General features: G+C 29.0%; 15 protein-coding genes and 2 rRNA genes. 15 read left to right on the forward strand and 2 right to left on the reverse strand.

Going from position 1 to position 26,064, the window contains the following annotated elements; translation table 4 throughout:
- Window positions 1–12: 12 nt before the first annotated feature.
- From EXC48_RS02110 to EXC48_RS02175, 14 genes are all read left to right on the forward strand, one after another.
- Window positions 13–2,589 carry a P68 family surface lipoprotein gene (locus EXC48_RS02110; protein WP_129720586.1) on the forward strand — a complete coding sequence of 859 codons (2,577 nt, stop codon included), beginning with the start codon at window positions 13–15 and terminating at the stop codon, window positions 2,587–2,589.
- A gap of 78 nt (window positions 2,590–2,667) precedes the next feature.
- On the forward strand, window positions 2,668–4,104 hold the full coding sequence (locus EXC48_RS02115) for a thermonuclease family protein (RefSeq protein WP_129720587.1): 1,437 nt from the start codon (window positions 2,668–2,670) through the stop codon (window positions 4,102–4,104).
- A gap of 12 nt (window positions 4,105–4,116) precedes the next feature.
- Entirely contained in the window at window positions 4,117–6,207 is a 2,091-nt protein-coding gene (locus EXC48_RS02120; protein ID WP_129720588.1) for an ATP-binding cassette domain-containing protein, read from the forward strand.
- Window positions 6,188–7,234 (forward strand): carbohydrate ABC transporter permease, encoded by a 1,047-nt coding sequence (locus tag EXC48_RS02125; RefSeq protein ID WP_129720589.1) that lies wholly within the window; start codon window positions 6,188–6,190, stop codon window positions 7,232–7,234. The genes EXC48_RS02120 and EXC48_RS02125 overlap by 20 nt, the downstream gene beginning before the upstream one ends.
- On the forward strand, window positions 7,182–8,222 hold the full coding sequence (locus EXC48_RS02130; RefSeq protein WP_015287221.1) for a carbohydrate ABC transporter permease: 1,041 nt from the start codon (window positions 7,182–7,184) through the stop codon (window positions 8,220–8,222). Before EXC48_RS02125 ends, EXC48_RS02130 begins: the two co-directional genes overlap by 53 nt.
- Window positions 8,223–8,225: 3 nt before the next feature.
- Window positions 8,226–8,501: a hypothetical protein gene (locus tag EXC48_RS02135; protein ID WP_129720590.1), complete on the forward strand. Its 276-nt coding sequence runs from the start codon at window positions 8,226–8,228 to the stop codon at window positions 8,499–8,501.
- A gap of 1 nt (window position 8,502) precedes the next feature.
- Window positions 8,503–10,401, forward strand: coding sequence for a hypothetical protein (locus tag EXC48_RS02140; RefSeq protein WP_129720591.1), 1,899 nt, complete (start codon window positions 8,503–8,505; stop codon window positions 10,399–10,401).
- A 73-nt stretch (window positions 10,402–10,474) separates the two neighbouring features.
- Window positions 10,475–11,674, forward strand: a complete 1,200-nt coding sequence (locus EXC48_RS02145) for a hypothetical protein (RefSeq protein WP_129720592.1) — start codon at window positions 10,475–10,477, stop codon at window positions 11,672–11,674.
- A gap of 7 nt (window positions 11,675–11,681) precedes the next feature.
- A complete protein-coding gene (locus EXC48_RS02150) occupies window positions 11,682–12,659 on the forward strand; it encodes a bifunctional oligoribonuclease/PAP phosphatase NrnA (protein ID WP_129721060.1) in 978 nt (325 codons plus the stop codon).
- Entirely contained in the window at window positions 12,660–13,625 is a 966-nt protein-coding gene (locus tag EXC48_RS02155) for a bifunctional oligoribonuclease/PAP phosphatase NrnA (RefSeq protein ID WP_015287227.1), read from the forward strand.
- Window position 13,626: 1 nt separating this feature from the next.
- Window positions 13,627–14,604 carry a bifunctional oligoribonuclease/PAP phosphatase NrnA gene (locus tag EXC48_RS02160; protein ID WP_129720593.1) on the forward strand — a complete coding sequence of 326 codons (978 nt, stop codon included), beginning with the start codon at window positions 13,627–13,629 and terminating at the stop codon, window positions 14,602–14,604.
- A gap of 242 nt (window positions 14,605–14,846) precedes the next feature.
- A 16S ribosomal RNA gene (locus EXC48_RS02165) occupies window positions 14,847–16,355 on the forward strand.
- A gap of 269 nt (window positions 16,356–16,624) precedes the next feature.
- A 23S ribosomal RNA gene (locus EXC48_RS02170) occupies window positions 16,625–19,511 on the forward strand.
- The 16S and 23S rRNA genes sit together here, the layout of an rRNA operon.
- A 656-nt stretch (window positions 19,512–20,167) precedes the next feature.
- Window positions 20,168–20,806: a hypothetical protein gene (locus tag EXC48_RS02175; protein WP_129720594.1), complete on the forward strand. Its 639-nt coding sequence runs from the start codon at window positions 20,168–20,170 to the stop codon at window positions 20,804–20,806.
- A gap of 684 nt (window positions 20,807–21,490) precedes the next feature.
- Here the strand turns inward: EXC48_RS02175 and EXC48_RS02180 are convergent.
- On the reverse strand, window positions 21,491–21,841 hold the full coding sequence (locus tag EXC48_RS02180; protein ID WP_129720595.1) for a hypothetical protein: 351 nt from the start codon (window positions 21,839–21,841) through the stop codon (window positions 21,491–21,493).
- 325 nt (window positions 21,842–22,166) lie between these two features.
- The gene (gene leuS, locus EXC48_RS02185; RefSeq protein ID WP_129720596.1) at window positions 22,167–24,560 is read right to left on the reverse strand and encodes a leucine--tRNA ligase; all 2,394 of its coding nucleotides are present in this window, start codon (window positions 24,558–24,560) and stop codon (window positions 22,167–22,169) included.
- 234 nt (window positions 24,561–24,794) lie between these two features.
- On the opposite strand from leuS, the gene obgE reads away from it, so the two are divergent.
- Window positions 24,795–26,060, forward strand: coding sequence for a GTPase ObgE (gene obgE / locus EXC48_RS02190; protein ID WP_129720597.1), 1,266 nt, complete (start codon window positions 24,795–24,797; stop codon window positions 26,058–26,060).
- Window positions 26,061–26,064 lie beyond the last annotated feature (4 nt).

The raw sequence follows: 26,064 nt of genomic DNA on the forward strand, positions 1-26,064 counted from the left end.
AGGAGAAATAATATGTCCAAAAAAATTCAAAAACGTTTATTCTTGGCATCAATGGGATTATTTTCTAGTGCTTCATTAATCGGTGTTGTTGCATGTAGCAATAAAAATGATGAAGAAACTGGTGCTGATTTAAATGCTACATTAAGCGATAGTGATAAAAGAGTTCAACAAGATAAATTATCTGCTTTCTTAGAAAAGATACCTGAAGCTAAAAGAAATGAATTAGCCAATTTAATTAAAGAAGTAAAAACACTAAATGATGTTAGAGCCATAGATAGGAAATTTGAAGAGATACTTGGTAAAGATTATTATCAACGTTTAAAAACATCCTTAGACTTTTCGCGTGGATTTACTCAAGACGAGTCTAGTGAAATTTTATTAGCTACAACATTTGGTGATTCAGGTAGACAAAAGAAAGCGATTGATAAATTAATTAGAGAATATAACTTACTTGTTGATGAGATGCTAAAAATAAAGAAAAATAATTCTTTAAGTGATGACCAAAAAGATGCGATGTACAAACAACTTGGAATTTCTTCAAAAGCTAAAAAAGTTAAAAATAAACCACTTGGTTCAGGATATCCGGTTGGTGCTGAAAAAGTTTCTCTTGGTTTGAGATCAAAAGACAAAAAATTATTCAACTTAATTATTAACTACCCAACAGTTGCTGCAAAATTAGCAGATGCAAATATGTTATTATCATTTAATTCGCTTGATGCTGAAAATGATGTAGATATTTCCTTATTTGATAATAATTTTACAAAGGTTAATGGACAAATTGAAAAATCTAAACAAATTGGGACATTTGTTTTACCAATTTTTAAAAGTACTAATGTTCTAGCGATTAACAAACCTGTTTTAGGATATATTTTACAAACATTTAAAGATAAAGGTGTTAAATTTAATACAACAGATGGATCAGATAAATTTTTTGATGATATCATTAAAGATGGTAAAACAGATAAAGCAACAGTAGCAGCTTTATGAGGAGCAACAGTTGCTAATGCTGATGAAATATTAGCTAAGTATAAAAAGAATGACTACTTATTGTCTAAAAATATATTTGATTCATATTCAGAACTATTAGAATTTTCAAATGTTGCACAAAAATTATTTGAAAATTCTAAAAAAGGTGTTGAATCTAATGTACACGTTTTTGGTATTGATGATATGGTCGGAGTTTATGAAACAGCTTTGTATGCTAGTACAAATGCTAATGACAAAACTACACTACAAACAACTAGAAAAGATAAAGGTGTTTTAAGAGTTGATTATTCAAATATTAAAAATAAAACTTCTACAACATACAGAAATTCATCTGACATATTTAATAAGTTTTCTACAAGTTTTAAAGAAGGTGCTGCATATGCATTCCCAAGTGGTCAATATTCATCTGGTGATCAAGTAAAGCATAGATTTGCATTTTCAATCGGTTCAACTGCAGGTTATTCACATAACTTTAAAGAAAAAGGTAAAACACAAACAATATTTAAAGATTCATTAACAAACTTTGAAATTGACGTAGATTCACGTGCTGGGGTTAAAGTGTTTGGAAAAAGAAGCGACAAAAAACCTGACAAGAATAAATTAAAAGAAAAATATGATGCAAAACTTGCTGAATATGAGAATACCATTATAACTTTTGGTGGTGGAAAATTCCTAAATAATGTTTATAAATCAACATTTAAAGGCGGCGGTGAATATGACTATAAGTCAAAAGATACAACAAATGATGAAATGTTCGCAAAATTAGCGAAAGACGGTAAGTTAAATTCATATTTATCAATATCATTTGAAAAATCTAGAATTACTGGAAATGTAGGAAAATATGTTGAAAAGCTTGAAGGAATTTTAAAAAATCAAGAGAAAAATTCTTCAACACAAGAATTATTTAAATACTCAATTGTTTCAGCTGTTGATGATAAAAAAGAATATGTTGTATATGTATTTAAGGGTTACCAAGATAGTAGTAAAGAAACTAATCCGACCCTTTTAGCTTCAAAACAAAATGATTTTAAAGAAAAATATTCTTTAACTCAAGAAATTTTATCTGATACAGGTTTATTAAATGAAAATGAATTATTATCATACCCTACACCAGGTAAATGAGAACCAAAAAATCAAAAAGTTGTAACTTATGTTCAAGGTCCATCATTAATAGGAGTTAAAGCTAATGAGGCAGATGATGATGCAACAAGAGCATTTGTTAAATGATTAATTAGTTCAACAAAAAAAATAAATACAGCTGATGATGGAAAATCAAAAGAAGAAAAATATACTCCATTAGAATTCCTTCAAAACACTGCAGGTTATATTACAGCGGTAAAAGAATTAGATACTAAAGATGGAAAATATCTTCAAAACATTGCTGGAAAAAATGAATATTTAAAAATAGCATTTAATCAATTTAAAGATACTGTTAAAAACAAAAATCACGTAATTTTTGAAGAGCCAGCTGGATTACAATCTGATGCGTTCAGAAAACAAATCGGAAGTGCTTGAGAAACAGTTCAAGCTAATTATTCAAATAAAGCTAAACCATCAACATTTGATGACTTTGTAGGTACATTATCAACAGGCACAAACTAAAAGAAATTTTAAAGAATAATAAATATAATTTTTACAAATTATATTTATTATTTATTCTCTATATTTAAAGGAGATAGAATGATTAACCACAAAAAAGTTTTATTATCTATAGGTACATTAGCTTCTGTTTCTTTAGCTACATCTAGTTTATTAGTTGCATGTAGTAAAAAAGAAGGTTTAGCTACTGTACCTGATGTAAAAATCAAAGACCAAACATTAGAACAATCTGGATTTTATACTTTAACATCAAATAGTAAATATTTGCAAAATGACAAACAATCAAAAGAATTTTTGTCATTTAATATTGATAATACTGAATTTATTTATGAAAATAAAAAATTTAAATTTTATAGGTTAGGATATAGATCAACAAAAAATAAAGGAGATTGAAAGAAAACTGAAGATAAAATAAAATCGTTAATAAAAAACTATTTATTAACTAAATATTATTCAAAATATATTTACCCAACAAAAAAAACTAATTCAAATAAAATTTTATTTAAGCTAGAGGACTTTCAAAATTTACCAGATGAAATAAAAATTGGTATAAATGGTAAATTAGCTACTTTGAGACTTCAAAGAACACCATTTTTTTCGAAAATAATTTTAGGTGAGTATGGTGAAAACAATTCTGAAACCTTGGAACAAAATGCAGCTAATACATTAGATAACGTTGATACTACATATAATTTTACATATGATATTTATTTAGGTAATGCAAAACTTGAAGGATTTATAGAGCCAACAGTTTCAAAAGAATATAATAGTATAAAAATTAAACCTTTATTAAAAGACACACCAATAAATACTGATGTTTCAAAATTTAAAACATTAAATTTTGATTTTGAAAATGATCCAAATCTAAGAGATTTATACTTTAAAGCAAAAGTTAAAGATGTTTCAGATGGTGATACTGTTACTGTTATTTCATTAGAAGATAAACAATTAGCTAATAATGTAAGTGTTAAAAAAAATGAAGAATATAGAGTTAGATTATCAGGCATTGACACACCAGAAAAAGCACTTGGTGGTAAAAATGGTATAAAAAAATCATCGGCTTTTGAATATGCTTTTGCTTTACATGCGACAAAATTTGCAGAGGAAATTTTAGGAAAAAAATTCGCTAATGATGTTGTAGTTGGTTTTGCTTCTGGAAAAGATACATATGAAAGAATTACAGCTGATATCTTTTTTGGTGAAAAATATAAATATTCATATAATGCAGAAATTGTGAGAGCTGGTCATACACTTCCATTTAAAAATCAAGGCTGAGAAGCTAATGTAAAAAATAAAAATATTAAATCATATGAATATAATATGTATAAAGAATTAGCAATAGCACTTTCAGATGCTATAAATAATAAAAAAGGATTATTTAATTATTTCAATAATCCTATTGAAGTTCAAAGATTTGTTTATTTAATTAAACCAAATAGTGAATGATTCCCATTTTATAAAGAAAAAATAAATACAGAAGAAAAAACTATTTATGATTATTTTAATGACATTAAATAGAAAGGATACTTAATGATATTTTTAAAAAAATTAATCAACACAATTAAAGAACAATTAATTTCTGTTGATGAAGAATCATTAAAGTTAATTGATAAGTACTATGATGAATTTAATCAAGAATCAGATGCTGATGTACCTGCCATTGAGTTAAAGAACTTAAATATTGACTTTGGTGAAACATTAGCAGTTGATAATGTAAGTTTTAAGATTCCTGAAGGAAAATTGGTAACCTTATTAGGGCCTTCTGGTTCTGGAAAAACCACTACCCTTAATGCTATTGCTGGTTTATTGACTGTAACTTCTGGAAAAATTCTTTTTAAAGGTAAAGATGTAACAGATTTTACACCTCAAAAAAGAAAAATAGGATTCGTTTTCCAAAACTACGCTTTATATCCACATTTAAGTGTTTATGCAAATATTGCATTTCCCTTAAAAAATGACTTTAATTGACAATTTAAAACTGCTGTTAAAAGACAAAAAGCTCGTTGTGAAATTAAAATCTTATATTTAAAGAAATTAGGTGCTTCTAATGCTGAAATAAATGCATTAAGAGAATCATTTAAAAAATGAGAAATTATTTCAGAGGAATTACCACATCATTTAAATAAGCGTTATGCTCATTTAGTTGAAGAATATGAAAAAGCTCATACAGAATATAAATTAGCAACTGTACATGAAACTTCACAAATTTCTTTACTAACTAAAAATGTTTTATCAACAAATGAAAAACTTAATAAAGATTCAAGAGAAAAAATTGCAAAAATTAAGGAAAAATATAATTTAGATCAACAAAATAATTTATTATCAGAAAATCTAAAGGAATCTGAAATATTAAAAAATATCGATTCTAAATATTTAAGTTATAAATCAATTCCATATGAAGAAATTTCAACTAGAACAGCAGAATTAAATAATTTTGTTGCTGAATTATTGCAAATTAACATTGAAGAACTAGTTTTAAAAGATAGAATTAAGGTTGTGAAACTTGAAGAAAAAGTTTTAAAACTATTAACTAGATATAAGTTCATTCAAAAAAGAAAAGAAATTTATGATAAATATGAAGTATTAAAGAAAGAAAAATATGAAACATATCAAAATGCTAAAAAATATTTTTCTAATGTATTAAAGACTGATGAGGCATATTTATCTCTTAAAAAAGATGCTATTAAATTACCATTAGTAGCTAAAAAACAATTTATTAATGTACTAAAAGAATTAGAAACTAAGTATGCTTTAAAAAGTAAAATTTTATTAGAACGTAAAAAAGAAATTCCTTCAATCTTAGATAAAGAGGATAAAGAAGCTTTAAAAGAATTATCTAAGGATGATATTTCATTGAAAAAAGCAATTCATAATGAAGTTATGGAAGTTGCTAATCGTGTTGAAATTGTTAAAATCTTACAAAAGAAACCAACAAGATTATCAGGGGGGCAACAACAACGTGTTTCTATCGCTAGAGCAATTGTCAAAAAACCAGAAATTCTTTTAATGGATGAACCTCTATCAAATCTTGATGCAAAACTTCGTATTTCAACTCGTCAATGAATTAGAGAAATTCAACAATCTCTCGGAATTACAACAGTATTTGTTACACATGACCAAGAAGAGGCGATGTCAATTTCTGATATTATTGTATGTATGTCAACAGCTAAGGTTCAACAACTTGGTTCGCCATTAGAACTATATAATGGTCCTAAAAATCAATTTGTAGCTCGTTTTTTAGGAATGCCTGAAATGGGAATGTTCCCTGCTGAAGTAATTGAAGAAAAAGTATTTATTGATAGTAAAGAAATTAAAGGAATTAAAGTTCCTAATAAATCATCAGGTACAATTAATGTTGGAGTTCGTTCTGAAGATTATATTATTAAAAAATCACGTGAAAAAGCTATGTTTAGTGGAACAGTTTTCTTGCAAGAAAACTTTGGTAAAGAAAGTAAATTAGTAGTTAAAATCGAAAATATTGGTCGCATTAATTTCTTATTAGATAATTCAAGCAACTATAAAGTGGGTGATGCTATTAAATTTGATTTACCATTAAATAAATTGCATATCTTTGATGCTGAAACTGAAGAGAGAATTACATATGAACAAGTTAAACAGTAAATTTCATATATTTATCTCTAGAAACATACCTTTTTTACTTAATTGGTCATTAAAAAAGCAAGCTAATAAAAAAGCTTCGTTATCACATTCTATTTTAGATAGAAGAACACCATTATGAATGCCGTTGTTATTACTTTTACCTGGTGTATTCTTAATTGGAATGTTCACAATTTGACCATTATTTCAAAATATTATTAGTTCACTTACAAATGAAGATGGAAAATTTTCGTTTGAAAATTATGCAAAAACTTTTACTGATGCAAGATTTGCAGTTGGTGTAAGAAACTCATTTATATACGGAATGGTAGTATTACCATTTGTAATGGCGATTTCATTAACCATTTCATCTGTTATTGCAAAATTACATCGTAAATGAGCAAAAGGATTTTGACAAACTGTATTCTTTTTACCATATATAACAAACGTAGTTGCTGTTTCAACAGCATTTATACAATTATTTAGTTCTAATGGACTTTTAAACCTTGTTTTAGGGACTAAAACTCCATGATTAGAAACAAGTAATGTATATACATTTAATGCTTTATTTGCAATGTTTGTTAATGGAATTTGAAGCGGTCTAGCATTTAATATTTTAATCTTTACTACAGCAATGCTTGGAGTTGATAAAAATCTTTATAAATCAGCTTCAATTGATGGATGTGGCGAGGTTAAACAATTTTTCAAAATAACTTTACCTTCAATTAAAAACACTATAAACTTCTTAATTACACTAGGAATTATAGGGGGACTAAAAGTGTTTCCACTTGCGTTATTCAATAATAAACCAGAAAATGCCTTTAACTATGGTGGTGGAACATTAATGTTATATGTATATTTAGTTACAAAAAATGGTGATTTTGCCTTAGCTGGTGCTTCTGCTATTTCATTATTTATTATTGGGGTTTGTTATTCATCAATCATAAGAGGAGGATTCTTTATGGTGCAATCAACATTAAATAATTTAGGAGAAAGAAATGTTTGAGTTAAAGTTAAAGCTACAAAAATTACTCATAGCCAAAAAGCTTAGACGCAATCAAGAAACTGTATCCTCACAAGTAACTGAAAAGAATCTCATTAATGTATTTGCAAGTGTTTTATTAAAACTTTTACTATTATCATTTTTTGGTTTAGTAATTATCTTTCCATTTATTTTTATGATCAACATTTCATTATTAACAGACGATGAAGCCGAATCATTGAAGAGAACTTTTAAGTTTGCTTCTGATTTTACAGTTGGAAAAACTTACTTTATTCAATCTGGAACTGATGCAACTGGTGGATTTAGTATTCGTCCATGAGCTGAAGTTGTGCAAAATACCTATCAAAGGGCTGCAACATCAGGTTATTGACAATCATTGATGGTTACATCATTTAATGTTTTATTATCGGTATTCTTTAAAATATTTATTACATTTTTAATGGGATATGCTTTTTCATTAAGAAATTGACGTTTTAAAGGATTTATATGATTCTTAGCACTAGCTTTATTGGTATTACCAGAGGTTGCGCTATTATCTGGACAATATTCAGTAGTTATTAAAACTAATTTACGTTCTTCATTATTTACTATTTTATTAGCAATGGTTTTACCATTTTCAGCAAGTATTTTTAATACAGTTATGTATAAAAATGCATTTGAAGCTATTCCAGGAAGAATTAAAGAAGTTTCTCTTGTTGATGGAGCTTCAGGATTAAAATATCTTTTTAAAGTAGCTTTTCCAATGGTTATTCCAACTACTTTAACTATCGTAATCTTAACTGCACTTGCTTCATGAAATGCTTATTTATGACCTTCACTTATTAATAGTGAAAATAAAAACTGACAATTGATTTCTGTTTGATTATTTAAAGCCGGAATTGATGAAAGAGATCAAAATGCTGGAGCTAATATTCAATATAATATTAGAATGGCCGCTGCTATTATCGTTATTTTACCTATGTTTGTTGTTTATTTATTATTTAGAAAAAGAATTATGGGTGCTATTAGTAGACAAGGTTCTACAATTAAAGGATAATTTATGAATAATTATAAAAGAAAAGTTATTATATGAACTATTATCACTATAATTGCTTTTGTAGCAATCATAGGATTATCAATTTTCATTTATAGACTTGGTGATGTAATTGAACTAAATGAACAAGTAACCTTAGATCAAAAAATTGTAGATACATATAATTTTGCAAAATCATATTCAATAGGAGGTTTAGCATTTTCTTGCATTATTTTCATAATGGGTTTAATTATTTCTTATGCTGGCTTTAAATCATGAAAATATGTAGAAATGTTTAGTTAATATGAAATTTAATAAAAAAATAAAATTCATCCTTATTGGTTCAATTTTAACTGCTGCTATTCCATTTACAGCTGTTTCATGTTTATATGAAAATGATAAAACAGTTTTATATGCTAAGTCATTTGTTAAAGAAAATGGTTTTTTAGTTAAGACTAAGGTTGCTGATCAAAAAAATACTGTTTTAAAAGAATTTGAAGATAAACTTTATAAATCAAATTTTTTAACATATAACTTTAGTTCATTAATTCTTTCATTTAAAGTAAATAACTTTACAATTGACAACAAACACTATGCTCAAAAATTACAAAATATAATTTCGCTTAAAGATGATAAATTATCAAAAAACCAAGAAAATTACGAGAATTTTAAAAACATCATCAAAATTACTTCTGATGGTTTTAATAATTATGTAAAAGCCAATCAAAGTGCAAATAAAAGAGCTATTGATGATATTAAAAAAATTATAAACTTCAATGAAATTGTCCTTAAAGATTTTGAGAAGAAATACCAAGAACTTGAAAACGAAATTAAGAAGTACAATGAAATAGTGGGTTCTAAAGACAAAAAGACCTTACTAGAAATTTCAAAAGCAGAATTTTCTGATACTGACACAAATTCAGCAATTGAAGTTGAAAAAGTAATTAAAAATCTTATTAATTCCTTATCAAATATAGAAATTTATAATATTAAAGTAAATGATTTTCAATATGTAATTACTTATGATAAAGTTCAAAAAGTAGTAGAAAACTTTGTTAAAAATACTCCATTTGCTATGTATTATAACTATGCTACATACATAAAAAATAATTCTAATCCAAATGCAAACTTTAATCCAGCTAATGATTTTTTAGAATATGATTCTTCGAATTTATCATATAAAGTTAATTTCTTTACTAGAATTATCAATAATGGTATCCCGACTCCAACATTCCAAGAAATAAATCAAAAAGTAGAAAATGAATTTAAAACCAAATTCGAAAAAGATGATGCAATTAAGACACTTGATGTTATTTGAAAATCATTTATTAAACTTGCTCCTGGATATTCGGTTGATAAAGACTTAATTGAAGATACTGAAAAAGGGGCGGGAAGTGGATTTGGTCCTATTTATCTTGCTTTTGGTCAAAACCCACAAGGTAAAGCGGAAGATGAATATAAGATTTTTATAAATCCTCTTGAAGGTGATGAAGTTAATGATTTTTTAGTCGATCCATCTGCTTATATTGATAAACACATTGATAAAATAATTTTAAAAAGAAGTAGTTTTGATAAGAAAAACGAAATTTTACAATTAGAAGAACAAATTGCTAATTTTAGAAAAAGAATAAGCGAATCATCAGATCCTAATGAAAAAATTAGATTAAGAGGTGAATTAAGAGTTAAATTAGCTGATATAGGTACATTAAAAGAAGAACTAAAAGAAGTAGACAAATATCGTGCAGAATTAACTAAGTGAGTTAAAAAATTAGAAAATGATCCAAATAATTCTGAAATTAAAGAAAAGATTGATAAACTAAATGAACCTTATGAAGACGATATTAAATATGTAAAAGACAAGGTTAAAGAAGAATCGCAAACTTCACAAACTTCTCATTTTGGATTGGCTGATTTATTTTCTAAATTGTTATTTTTTAATGGTGTATATAAAACTCAGGTAGTTAAAGGATATAAACTAAATAAGGATGTAACTCAAACTGATCCAAATGCAAAAGTTGCAACTTATTGAGTTGAATTCTTTGATAAAAAGACTGAAAAATGATATATGTTAGATATTTATAATTTATTAATTGATCAACAAAAGAATCTTAAAAATTCTTTAGATATTAGTAAATATTTACATACAAATTTAAACGGAATTGAAGTTGATGTAATTTATCAAAAAGCTACAAATCTAAAATAATTAGTCAAAACACAATTAGTAAAAAAATCTAATTGTGTTTTTTAATTTTCGCCAAATTTAGTAAAATTATATTATGCAAAAAAGATTTAAATTAAAATTATGATTTTCTTCTTTATGCCTTGTTTCATTGCCTTTAATTAGTATCTCATGTTCAGCTGAAACTAGAACAAGAAATTCCATTTCAGAATTAAATAATTATTTAAAATCTATTAAAAATTCCCATAAAGAAAAATATAAATATTTTATCCCAGTGCTCGAATTTTCGATTAACTCATTAAACAAGTTTGTTAATGAAACGAATGATAAAGGATATTATATTTCTGAAAATGCTTGAAATAATATAAATGCTCAAGTTAAAGCAAGATACCAATTATTTTTAAATGTTCAAAAAGAACTTGATAAACTTCAAAATGATCAAATAAATGATCCAAACAAGGGAATTAAGTCTGAAAGATTTTTAGAGCTTTATTATTTTATTCACAGTCAAAATGATCCTGAGTTTAAAATTTATAATAAAGCTATTGAAAGCTTTTCACTAACTCAATGATGGATTAATTATTCTAAAGCATTTTTGTTTAATTATATCATTAAAAAGACGCCAGGAATTTTTGATTTAAATACGTTCAAAGTTGATTTAAAACCTTTTTATGATACAACTATGAACATTTATAATGCAGCAGAACTTATTGAACCTAAAAATGAGATAACTGCTATTGATGTTTTTGTTAAAGACTATGAAACTAAACTTGACCAACTTTTTCAAACAATCAATCATACAAATCAGTCATCATATAAAAGTGTTTTTTCTGAATATACCTTTATTAAAAATGAGTATAAGGAAATTCAAAATGCAATTCAGCCTAATTTAAAATTGTATTTCGAATTAATACAAAAAATCAGACATTCATATTTTCAAACATTAGAAATTAAACCGATTTTATCTGATGATATTTTAACTTTATGAGACAAGTTCTTTACTAATTTAGCTTCTAATATAAATAAATTTATTTTTGAATATGTATTATATAAATTTAATGATGATGATAAGCATTTAAGAGAATTGCTTACTGCAATTGGTAATTTAACAAATTCAAATGATGCTTATATGAAACTAAATGAAGAAGCGAAAAATATTAATTATGATATTAGAAAAGATTCAAAATTTAATCAAAAACTTCAAAAAGTAATCGATCAATATTTTAATCAAAAAATTATGTTTGACAAAGCTGATCAACAAATATCAAAATACATTATCAATAATAAAAAAGGGTAATAAGATGATGCAAATAGGTGATTCAAAAGTAGCGATTGATGCTATTCAAAAATATCAAAACATCATAATTTTTCATCACATCCGACCAGATGGAGATTGTTTAGGGTCGCAATTTGGTTTAGCTGAATTAATAAAAACTAATTTTCCTGATAAAACTGTTTATACAGTTGGAAATAATCAAAATGTATATAACTTTATGAACTATACTTTTGATGATCCAAGCACAATTAATTATGAAAATTCATTAGGTATTGTGGTTGATGCTTCAAGTGGAGACCGAATCCAGAATAGTGAGATTTTATATAAAAATAAAACTACAGCAAAATTAAGAATTGATCATCATCCTAATCAATCTGACATTGTGTATGAGTACAATTATATTGATGAAAAATTTGTAGCAGCAGCAGAAATGGTTGCTCAAATTGCATATGATGCAAAATGAAAAATTACTCAAAAAGCTGCAGGTCATATTTATTTAGGAATCTTTACTGATTCAGGGGGATTTATGCGTCCTGATACTAGTAGAAGAACCCATATATTAGTTGCTTATCTACTAGAAAGTGGTTTTGATCCTCAAAAAATAATAAAAGAATTAAATAAACGTTCATTAAATGATATTAAAATAACCGGATATATTTTGTCAAATTTTATTAAAGAGCAAAATGTTTTATATTTTATTGCAAACAAAGAATTTATGCAAAAATTTAATTTAAATGTTTTGCAAGCTTCTGATTATGTAAATGTTTTAGCTAATATTGAAGACAATCATTGTTGAGCTTTATTTGTTGAACAAGAAGATAATACAATAAGAGCAAGAATTAGATCTAATGGTCCATCTATGATACCAGTTGCAAAATATTTTAATGGCGGTGGTCATGATGATCGTGGAGGATGTATCTTAAAATTTAAAAATGAAATTAAAGACGTTATAGAAAAATTAAATCAAGCTATTATAACTTGAAAATACGAAAAAGGAGAATTATAAATGGTTATTGGAAATACAAAAGTAGCAATTGATGCTATTCAAAAATATCAAAACATCATAATTTTTCATCACATTCGACCAGATGGAGATTGTTTAGGGTCGCAATTTGGTTTAGCTGAATTAATTAAAACTAATTTTCCTGATAAAACTGTTTATACAGTTGGGAATAATCAAGGATCATTTGAATTTATGAATTATGTTTTTGATGATCCAAACACAATTAATTATGAAAATTCATTAGGTATTGTAGTTGATGCTTCAAGTGGAGACCGAATCCAGAATAGTGAGATTTTATATCAAAATAAAACTACAGCAAAATTAAGAATTGATCATCATCCTAATGATGCTGATATTATGTATGATTATAATTATATTGATGATAAATTTGTAGCAGCAGCAGAAATGGTTGCGCAAATTGCATATGATGCAAAGTGAAAAGTTACTTTAAAAGCTTCAAGTCACATTTATTTAGGAATTAATACAGACTCAGGTAGGTTTTTATATCCTGATACTAGCAAAAGAACTTATGAATTAGTGGCATTTTTAATGGAAAATGGTTTTAATCCCCAAGATATTTTAAGAGAACTAAATAAAAGAACCTTAAAAGACATTCAAATATCAGGAAAAATACTAAGTGGATTTAAAAAAGATCAAAGAGTTTTATATTATATTATTGATCAAAAATTTTTAGATGAATTTCAAATTGATTCATTTAATGCCGCAATGTATGTAAATGAATTAGCAAATATTGATGATAATTCATGTTGAGCTTTATTCATTCAATTAGAGGATGGAAAAATTAGAGGAAGATTAAGATCTAATGGTCCATTAGTTAATCAAGTTGCTAATATGTTTAATGGTGGTGGTCATGATAATGCTGCAGGTTGTACATTAAATTCATTTGATGAAGTGCCTAATGTTTTAAAAGCATTAAATCAAGCGATAATGAAATGAGAGGAAAAATAAAATGCAAATTGGTAATTTAGAATTAGTTACAAAAGAGTTAATTAAATATGATAGTATTGTAATTTTTCATCACATTCGACCAGATGGAGATTGTTTAGGTTCACAATTTGGATTAAGAGAATTACTAAGAACCAATTTTCCTGATAAGAAAATATATGTAATTGGTGATAATAAAAATATGTTTAGTTTTTTAGATTTTAAAATGGATGATATTCCAACTGATGAAATCTTAAAAAAATCTCTTGGCGTGATTGTTGATGCTAACTTTAAAGAGAGAATTGAACATCGTTTTGTATTAGATAAAGAAATTTTTGCTAAATTAATTAGAATTGATCATCATCCTAATGATGATGATCTAGGAGATAATACCACTAGATGAGTAGATAGCTCATACTCAGCGGCTGATGAAATGATTACAGAAATAGCGGTTGTTAATAATTGAAATATTACTCCTAAAGCTGCTAATTATCTATATTTAGGGATTAATACCGATTCAGGTAGGTTTTTATTTAATAATGTTAAATCTAGAACCTTATATTTAGCTTCAAAACTTTATGATGCTGGTTTAGAAGCAGATTATATTCATACTAATTTATCTTTAAGCACTTTAGATGATTTGAAGTTTAATAGCTGGTTATTATCTACTTTAAAAACTAGAGGTGGTGTAGCATATATTCAAAACTCATTAGAAGATACAATAAAAATGAACAAAACTCCTCAATCATCAATGCGTGTTAATATTATCGCTAATATAAAAGACTTTCCATTATGAGTTCAATTTATTGAAGAAGAAGACCATAGAATTAGAGTTGAATTTCGTTCTAATGGTCCAATTGTTCGGAACGTGGCCATTAAATGGGGTGGTGGTGGCCACGAAAGAGCTTCAGGTGCAATAATTAATTCTTTTGATCAAATTGAACAAGTAATTGATGATTGTGTTAACGAAGTGAAAAGATACAATCAAAACAAAACAGAGTAATCTGTTTTGTTTTGATTTTAATATTATTTGAAAATTTACAAAAGTATTGATAAAAAAGTTTTTAGTAAAATTTAAATAACATTTTTTTACTAATAAGTTGCACATAACTTTTGGAATATATAAAATTAAAAAAAATAAAAAATATTTTTGACAAACTAAAAATATGTATTATAATTAATAAGCACACTTAAAAAATGTGAAGTTCTTTGAAAACTAGATACACACAAAACATGACAGTCAATTTTTTCGAGAGTTTGATCCTGGCTCAGGATGAACGCTGGCTGTGTGCCTAATACATGCATGTCGAGCGGAGTTCTTTTAGGACTTAGCGGCGAATGGGTGAGTAACACGTACTTAACATGCCTCTTAGATTGGGACAACGATGAGAAATTATCGCTAATACCGGATACTTATATAGTTTGCATAAACTATATATAAAAGGAGCTTTACAGCTTCACTAAGAGATTGGGGTGCGGAACATTAGCTAGTTGGTAGGGTAAAGGCCTACCAAGGCGATGATGTTTAGCGGGGTTGAGAGACTGAACCGCCACACTGGGACTGAGATACGGCCCAGACTCCTACGGGAGGCAGCAGTAGGGAATTTTCCACAATGGACGAAAGTCTGATGGAGCGACACAGCGTGCAGGATGAAGGCCTTCGGGTTGTAAACTGCTGTTATAAGGGAAGAAAAAACAATAGAGGAAATGCTATTGTCTTGACGGTACCTTGTCAGAAAGCAACGGCTAACTATGTGCCAGCAGCCGCGGTAATACATAGGTTGCAAGCGTTATCCGGAATTATTGGGCGTAAAGCGTCTGTAGGTTGTATGTTAAGTCTGGCGTGAAAACTTGGGGCTCAACCCCAAATTGCGTTGGATACTGGCATACTAGAATTGTGTAGAGGTTAGCGGAATTCCTAGTGAAGCGGTGAAATGCGTAGATATTAGGAAGAACATCAACATGGCGAAGGCAGCTAACTGGGCACATATTGACACTGAGAGACGAAAGCGTGGGGAGCAAACAGGATTAGATACCCTGGTAGTCCACGCTGTAAACGATGATGATTAGCTGATAGTAGAACTATCGGCGCAGCTAACGCATTAAATCATCCGCCTGAGTAGTATGCTCGCAAGAGTGAAACTTAAAGGAATTGACGGGGATCCGCACAAGCGGTGGAGCATGTGGTTTAATTTGAAGATACGCGTAGAACCTTACCCACTCTTGACATCTTCTGCAAAGCTATAGAGATATAGTGGAGGCTAACAGAATGACAGATGGTGCATGGTTGTCGTCAGCTCGTGTCGTGAGATGTTCGGTTAAGTCCTGCAACGAGCGCAACCCTTGTCCTTAGTTAAATTTTTAAGGAGACTGCCCGAGTAATTGGGAGGAAGGTGGGGACGACGTCAAATCATCATGCCTCTTACGAGTGGGGCAACACACGTGCTACAATGGACGGTACAAAGAGAAGCAAAATGGTGACATCAAGCAAATCTCAAAAAACCGTTCTCAGTTCGGATTGTAGTCTGCAACTCGACTACATGAAGTCGGAATCGCTAGTAATCGTAGATCAGCTACGCTACGGTGAATACGTTCTCGGGTCTTGTACACACCGCCCGTCACACCATGGGAGCTGGTAATGCCCGAAGTCGGTTTTGTTAACTACGGAGACAACTGCCTAAGGCAGGACCGGTGACTGGGGTGAAGTCGTAACAAGGTATCCCTACGAGAACGTGGGGATGGATTACCTCCTTTCTACGGAGTACAAGTTACAATTCATTTTAGTAACATAAAACTGTTTTATATTATCAATATTATAATGTTGTGTTTATGTATCTAGTTTTGAGAGAACTTTTTTTCTCTCATGTTCTTTGAAAACTGAATAGTAAAGATAAATTAATATAACAACGACATCAAAAAAATAAATTAGTCAATTTGTTTTGTGATACCGAGTTAATTATTTTGAAAAAAATAATTTATTAAAATGTCTTTGAATACATCAAAACAATAGGAAAATATTGTACTTTTAAATAAGTAAGAGTTTGTGGTGGATGCCTTGGGTCTGAAAGTCGATGAAGGACGTGATTACCTGCGATAAGCCTCGTGGAGCTGGATATAAGCTGCGATACGGGGATTTCCGAATGGGGGAACCTAGTTAGAGCATAAATCTAACTGCATTAAGATGAATAAATAGTCTTAATAGCGAGACACGTTGTGAACTGAAACATCTTAGTAGCAACAGGAAAAGAAAATAAATAATGATTCCATTAGTAGCGGCGAGCGAAATTGGAAGAGCCCAAACCAACTATATGTTGGGGTTGTAGGACTATCTACATAAAGTTACAAATTTTTGATATAGCAGAAAAAGTTGGGAAGCTTTAGCATAGAAGGTGATACTCCTGTATGCGAAATATCAAAAACTTTTGATAGTATCCTGAGTAGGGCGGGGCACGTGAAACCCTGTCTGAATCTGCCAGGACCATCTGGTAAGGCTAAATACTAATCAGACACCGATAGTGAACTAGTACCGTGAGGGAAAGGTGAAAAGAACCCCGGGAGGGGAGTGAAATAGAATCTGAAACCACTTACTTACAATTAGTCAGAGGCCGTTAATGGCTGATGGCGTACATCTTGCAGTATGGACCGGCGAGTTATGTTAACATGCGAGGTTAAGTAGAAAAAAGCGGAGCCGTAGAGAAATCGAGTCTTAATAGGGCGCTTAGTATGTTGATATATACCCGAAACCATGTGATCTATTCATGAGCAGGCTGAAGCTTGGATAACACCAAGTGGAGGGCCGAACCGTAGTACGCTGAAAAGTGCCCGGATGACTTGTGAATAGTGGAGAAATTCCAATCGAACTTGGAGATAGCTGGTTCTCCTCGAAATAGCTTTAGGGCTAGCGTGTGATGTTAAACTTTGGTGGTAGAGCACTGAATATGGAATGGCCGCGCCTAGCGGTACTGACTATAATCAAACTCCGAATACCATTGTGTATTATCATGCAGTCGGAACCGGGGTGCTAACGTCCCGGCTCGCGAGGGCAACAACCCAGATCGTCGGCTAAGGTCCCAAAATTATGTTAAGTCAGAAAGGTTGTGAGATTTCTTAAACAACTAGGAGGTTGGCTTAGAAGCAGCCACCCTTTAAAGAGTGCGTAATAGCTCACTAGTCAAGAGATCTTGCGCCAATAATGTAACGGGAGTAAAACATAATACCGAAGCCACGGGTACGCAAGTACGTTAGAGGAGCGTTCTTAATGCGGCGAAGCAAGACCGTGAGGACTTGTGGAGCGTTAAGAAGTGAGAATGCCGGTATGAGTAACGATTCGTGGTGAGAATCCACGACGCCTATTGGGAAAGGTTTCCTGGGGAAGGTTCGTCCACCCAGGGTTAGTCAGGACCTAAGGAGAGGCTGAAAAGCGTATCCGATGGATAACAGGTTAATATTCCTGTACTACCTTATTATAGTGATGGAGTGACGGAGAAGGATAACACTACCTATTAATGGATTTAGGGGTAAATAACAACTGGTGAATATAGTTAAATGCGTATTCTATAACCGGGAGTTATGATGCATAGAACTTAGGTTTGAATTGTGTGATTTCATGCTTCCAAGAAAAGCTTCTAAACGCCTAAATTTTAAGGTACCTGTACCGAGAACGGACACACGTTCCCAAGATGAGTATTCTAAGGCGAGCGAGAAAACCAATGTTAAGGAACTCTGCAAATTAACCCCGTAAGTTCGCGAAAAGGGGTGCCAACTTTATGTTGGCCACAGTAAATTGTGAGGGGCAACTGTTTATCAAAAACACAGCTCTCTGCTAAACCGCAAGGTGATGTATAGGGGGTGAAGCCTGCCCAGTGCCCGAAGGTTAAGTGGATGCGTTAGCAATAGCGAAGCGTTGAAATGAAGCCCGGGTGAACGGCGGCCGTAACTATAACGGTCCTAAGGTAGCGAAATTCCTTGTCGGCTAAATACTGACCTGCACGAAAGGCGCAATGATCTCTCAACTGTCTCAACATTGGACTCGGTGAAATTATGGTCCCAGTGAAAACGCTGGGTACCCGCATCAAGACGAAAAGACCCCATGGAGCTTTACTACAACTTCGTATTGGAACTTGGCCTAACATGTGTAGGATAGGTGGGAGACTATGATATCAAGGCGCTAGCCTTGAAGGAGTCAACCTTGAAATACCACCCTTGGTATGTTGAGTTTCTAACCTGCCGCCGTTATCCGGCGGGGAGACAGTGCGTGGTGGGTAGTTTGACTGGGGCGGTCGCCTCCTAAAAGGTAACGGAGGCGTTCAAAGGTACACTCAATACGGTCAGAAACCGTATGTAGAGCGCAAAGGTAGAAGTGTGCTTGACTGCGAGACCTACAAGTCGAGCAGGTGCGAAAGCAGGACTTAGTGATCCGGCTGTACGTCATGGAACGGCAGTCGCTCAACGGATAAAAGTTACCCTGGGGATAACAGGCTTATCTTGCCCAAGAGATCACATCGACGGCAAGGTTTGGCACCTCGATGTCGGCTCATCGCATCCTGGAGCTGGAGTCGGTTCCAAGGGTTTGGCTGTTCGCCAATTAAAGCGGTACGCGAGCTGGGTTCAGAACGTCGTGAGACAGTTCGGTCCCTATCTGATGTGGGCGTTGGAATATTGATGAGAGCTGCTCTTAGTACGAGAGGACCGGAGTGGACGTACCACTGGTGTTCCAGTTGTTCTGCCAAGAGCATAGCTGGGTAGCTAAGTACGGAAGGGATAACCGCTGAAAGCATCTAAGTGGGAAGCCTCCTTAAAGATAAGTATTCCCTTGAAATTCCTTGTAGACTACGAGGTTGATAGGATGGAAGTGTAAGTGTAGTAATACATTCAGCTGACCATTACTAATAAATTGATAGGTTTAAAAGAAATGTATTCAAGACATTTTAATAGATTATGAATTACTATTCAGTTTTCAAAGGACATACTCCCTTGCGGAGTTTTTTTTTTTTTTTTTTTTTTATTTATTTATTTAAATTGAATAATATTTTCATATATAAGTTATATCACTTTTATCAAACCAGCATCATTTTAATCCTTCCACTACCCTGTACAAAAATCTAGGTTATTTCGCATTCGCATATTTAAAATATGTTTGTGCACTATTTACATATGATATAATAATGAAAAAGGGAGAAGGAGAAATATAAAAATAATTTTAAATAATTAAGAGTTTTAAAAAACCAATAAAAATAATTATCATTACATTTTACTAGTTATTTCATCACTTAAAAATAAGATTACAAAAAAACATAAATTCATAAATATTATTTATTTTTGGTGTAAAAACTAGAATTTATATTTTATTTTCATATAAAAAAATTATTATGATTAATTATCAAAAATATTAATTATAATCAAAACAAGAATGATAAACAAAAAGAACAGAAATTAAAACAAAGGATAAAAGAAATGATAATTAATGTAAATAAATTAAGTAATAATATTATTGATCATAATGAATTTGAAATAACTAATGAAGAGGCAAATTCATTGACTGATTATATAATAGGAAATGGATATTAATGCGTGCTATTTTTCTTTATTTTGATGCGTGATTAAAAAAGAAAAAAATTTCTCTTTTTTTCAATGTATTATTAATTACTTATCTAATTCTTATAATTGTTTCATTTATTTTATATTCAAATTTAAATTTAAAAACTAATAATAAAGTAAATAAATCAATTGAAATAATTTTATACTACATACATCCAATTTTTGTAATTATTTGTACCAATTTACTTTCTATATTTCTCTTTTTCGCATATAAAAGCTATATAAATAATGCATTTAATTTATCTGACGAGGAATTTAATCAAAATTATAAAGAATCAAAATTTCCTTCATATTTTAATTTATTCTTAATAAATTACGTAAACAAAATTGATATTTCGTTAGTTAATGATGAAACTAAAAAAATCATATATATCAAATTAAAGAGAAATAATTTTATGTATTTATTTAGTTCAATGATTATTACTATTTTAGTTGATATTTTCTTTATAGTTATGATTGTTAATTGATTCACATTTTTTTCTTCAGTAAATGAATTAAATAATATATTTTCATATATGATAATTGTTATTGCGTTATTTGAAGTTATATTAATATTTATTACAAAATTTTTAATCGTAAAACAAATAAAAAAATATTTAATAAAATAAACCTTTATAAAATAAATATTGCTATTCATAAATAGATTATGTAAAATAATTAAGATTAATTTCTTTGCTTTAAATAACAAAACATTGAAACTTAATATAACAATTTGTTAAAGTGAAAAAATATCCAGACAAAATCCGAATATTCTCAAAATGCGAACACAAGTGTAATACTTGCAATTTGTTAATAAAAAATAATCATTATAAACAGATAAAAAATATTTGACTTTTTTACTCTTATTCTCTTACAATTATATCAATCTATAAATTTATAAATTATAAAAGTCATATGTAACTTTCAAAAATACATATGACTTTTTTATGTATCCTATAGTAAAATTGCGTTATCAAGAAAAGATACCTTTAAATTATAATGAAAATATTAGAAAAAAGAATATGTATTTATATGCCTAATTTAAAATGCGAAATAACCTAGATTTTTATACAGGGCGGTGGAAGGATTAAAATGATACAGGTTTGATAAAAGTTTGATAATTTTTACCTTTGCCCTTTTAAAAAGTATCAAATAATATTGTCTAAATCTTCTATATTAAAATCACTAAATTCATTATTTATTTTTACTTTTTCAACTATTTTTTTATATCATTTATGTATAAAAGATATTTTTTAATATACTCGTTTAATTCTTTAACTTCATGATTGATTTTATAGGTATTTTTATTCTTGCTAGTATTTTCGTCTATATATTTTTTGTAAAAGTAAAAAAAGATTATTAGAAACTATATTATCATATTTAGGATATTTAACTTCTCCCAAAATCCTTTTTGAAGCATATGCACAAAATTTAGAAGCAAATGATAAGTTAAATCTTCTTTTGCTATTGTTTTCGTCCATTATTGCATCAGTGATTTTAAATAATAAATGATCTTTGTTTAAATTAGTATTTTCTAATTTTTTCTTTAAATCTTCTATTGTTAGTGGAAGACTGATTATTCTTTTAAAAATTTTTAATCTAATCCCATTAATTGCTTCTAAATGAGTTGAATTACTTCTATCAATAGAAATTATAGAACTCAAAATTGCTTTTTTATATTCTTTGCTGTTTGTTGCTTCAATAGCTTTTTTAAATCAATATGATGACGAGCCTGAACGTCCTTTAAGAATATTATTTTCATTTTCTTATAAAACAGAATCTAAGGTTTTATCGAACTTTTTATCGGAAAAAAGATTTAAAGGATCTGAATTATAGTTTGAATCAACATATAAAACAGCTTTTATAAAATCTCTGTTTTTTTATTTAAAAGTGGTAATAATTTTTTGGCTTGTTCTTTATTTTTTGTTTTTCTATAATTTCATATAAAACAAAAAAATTTTCATATTTTTTATCTTTCATTATTTCACTCTACACATTAAAAATTACTATTTTATCTTTAATATATTGCTTACGTTTAATTTCATGTCCATCTATAAATTTTTGAACATTAGGTTGTGAAAGTGCCATAGTAAAAATTTCTTCCTCACTTAAATTACCTTCTTTTTCAAAAATACCACGCACTTTTCCATTTACTTGAACAACTATTTTAACTATAGAATTTTGAATTAATTTTTCATCAACATTAGGTCATTTTTGATCTTTAATTTGTTTTTGATTTAATTGTTCTAATAGTTCTTCTGAAAGGTGTGGTGCTAATGTTGAAAACATAATACAAAAATCAACTAATGGTTTAATAGAATGTAATTTTTCTACTTTATATAAACTGTTAATAAAAACCATTAATTTACTTATTGCAATATTAAATTTTAATGTATTTATTGCAATTGTAACTTCCTTTATAGTACTTTGTCATAAAGAAATAAATTTGTTATCTTTATGGTTTTCATTTATTAGAGTAGAATCATTAGAGAATTTACTAATAATGACTTCAACACGATCTAATCATTTTCTGATTCCGCGAATCGATTCAACACTTCATTCTTTAGTTTCTGCTAATGGACCCATAAACATTTCATATACTCTTAATGTATCTGCACCATATTCATCAATAATTTCATCTGGATTAATAACATTACCACGGCTTTTGGACATTTTTTGACCATCAGGCCCTAAAATCATACCTTGATTAACTACTTTTAAAAATGGTTCATCAACTGGTAAAATTTTTATATCATATAAAAATTTATGTCAGAATCTTGAATATATTAAATGACCTACCGCGTGTTCTTGACCACCAATATATAAGTCGACCGGTAATCATTTTTCAAATCTTTGATATGCTTCTTTACTATTGATGTCTAAGTATGAGCCATCAGCATTTTTCATTATATAAGCTAAGAAATATCATGAACTACCAGCTCATTGAGGCATTGTGTTAGTCTCTCTTTTATATTTTCTACCATCTTTTTCAAAATATAATCAATCTTTATTATTAGCAAGTGGTGATTCACCTGTATTTGAAGGTTTGATATTTTCCATATAAGGAAGTTCAACAATATTTTCTTCAAGATAGATATTATTATTCTCATCAAAATAAACAGGGAATGGTTCACCTCAATATCTTTGTCTTGAAAAAATTCAATCCCTAATTTTGTATGAAATTTGTTCATAAGCTTGATGTTCATTAATTAATTTTTGAGAAATTTTTTCTTTAGCAGTTCTTAGATCTAAACCTGTATATGAACCGCAATTTACTAAATATTCATGATCAACTTCACCAGTTATTATATTTTTAATGTCTAGATTAAATTTTAAAGCAAAATCTTGATCTCTTTCATCAACTCCAGGCACTCCCATAATAGCACCTGTTCCATAGTTTTTTAAAACATAATCAGATGTTCATATTGGAATTAATTCACTTGTCATTGGATTAATTGCATTAATCCCAGTATATACACCTGTTTTTTGTTTGATGTTTGAAATTCTATCGCGGTCACTTAAAGTTTTAGTATATTCTAAATATTCATTAATATTTTTATTGCTTTTTAAATTATTTAATAATTCATGTTCAGGAGCAACAACAATAAAACTAGCACCTAAAATTGTTTCGATTCTGGTAGTGAAAACATCGATTGTTTGATTAGAATTTTCGATTTTAAATTTAATAACGTGTCCTGATGATTTTCCAATTCAATTTTCTTGAAGCGATTTTAAGGATTCGGAAAATTCAAGTTTATCTAATCCATCTAATAATTTTTCTGCATATTTAGTTATTTTTAAAACTCATTGTTTCATTGGTTTTCTAATAACTGGAAAATTACCTCTTTCGCTAACTCTATTTCCCTTTTCATCAATGATAACTTCCTCATTAGCTAAAACAGTTCCTAGTTCTTGACACCAATTAACATCTATTTTCTTAATTTCAGCAAGATTGTGTTCATAAAGTTTTTTGAAAATTCATTGAGTTCATTTATAAAATTTGGGATCTGTTGTATCGATTTCCTTATCTCAATCAAATGAAAATCCAAGACTTTTTAATTGTTTTTTAAAAGTTTTAATATTTTCTTGTGTAAAAGAAGCTGGATGATGTCCAGTTTTTAAAGCGTATTGTTCAGCTGGAAGTCCAAAAGCATCTCAACCAATTGGATGCAAAACATCATAACCATTTAATCGTTTATATCTAGCAATAATATCACTAGCAGTATAGCCTTCTGGGTGTCCAACGTGTAATCCAGCTGCAGAAGGATAAGGGAACATATCTAGAACATAATATTTTTTATCATTATGTTCAGTTGTTTTGAATGCTTTAGTAGTTTCTCAAATATTTTGTCATTTTTTTTCAATTTCTTTGTGCTTATACATAGTTACATAATTATATATTAAAATTTTAATTTTCACTTTATAGTATGCAAAAATTCCTTATATTTTGTATGATTAAATATGACTTTAAAAATTTAATGAATTGAAAAACTAATAATATTTTTTAAATTAACAAATAAAAAATAATTTAAAAGTAAAACGTATTTTTCTTACTAATAAACATATTTTAAATCGTTCCAAAATGTGATAATATTATATTTATAAAAAGGAGCATAAATGGCAAGATTTATTGATGAAATAACAATTTCTGTTCAAGCTGGTAAAGGCGGAAATGGAATGATATCATTTAGACGTGAAGCGCATGTTGATAAAGGTGGCCCAGATGGCGGTGATGGTGGTCGTGGTGGTCACATTTACTTTGTTGGTGATTTAGGAAAAAATACCTTATTAAGTTTTTATAAAAATAAACATATTATTGCTGAAGATGGTGTCAATGGCGGACCTAAAAATTTATATGGAGCAAATGCGAAAAATACTTATATTAAGGTCCCGCTCGGCACAATGGTCTATAATGGTAAGAAACTTGTTGCTGATGTTGTTGAATCAAATGTTCCTTATTTAATTGCAAGTGGTGGCAAAGGTGGAAGAGGTAATAATAAGTTTAAGACTGCTAAAAATACTGCACCTAGAATTGCAGAAAATGGAATGCCTGGTGAAAAATTTGAAGCAAAAATTGTTTTAAAAATCCTTTCTGATGTTGGTGTAGTTGGTAAACCTTCTGCGGGTAAATCAACATTTTTAAATGCAATCTCTAATGCCCAGGCAAAAGTAGCGGAATATGAATTCACTACCCTAGTACCACAATTGGGAATGGTTCAGTTTCATGATCATTCATTTACTGTTGCAGATTTACCAGGTCTAATTAAAGGTGCTTCTCTTGGTAAGGGACTTGGAATTCAATTTCTAAAACACATTGAGCGTTGTAAAATAATTGCCCATATTATAGATTTTGGTTCTGAAGATAAAGACCCAATTGAGGATTTTGAAATCATTAATAATGAACTAAAAAATTATAATTTAAAGCTTGAACAAAAAACTCAATTAGTAATTGCTAATAAATCTGATATGGATGTTTTTCCTGAAAATATTAAAAAGTTTAAAGCAAAATATCCAAATGTTGAATTAATTGAAATTTCAGCAATATTTCATAAGAATCTTGATTTAGTAAAGGCAAAATTATGAAATTTAATTGAAAAAAATCAATATGAAATATTAGAAAACCAAGAAGATGAAGTAAAAACAATTGAGTTTGAACCAGATTATGTGATTGAAAGACCATACCATGGTCATTTTGTTGTTTCAGGTAAGAAAGTCGAAGAATTATATTATAAAATTCCAATAAATACTTATGATAATCTTTTACGTTTTAATAATATTTTAAAGAAAATTGGTGTTTGAGATGCTTTGATTAAATATGAAATTAAACGCGGAGATACTGTTGAAATTTATGGATTTGAATTTGAATGAGAAGATGATGAATAGATTA

The organism is Mycoplasmopsis cynos, from assembly GCF_900660545.1.
GTDB lineage: Bacteria > Bacillota_I > Bacilli_A > Mycoplasmatales > Metamycoplasmataceae > Mycoplasmopsis > Mycoplasmopsis cynos.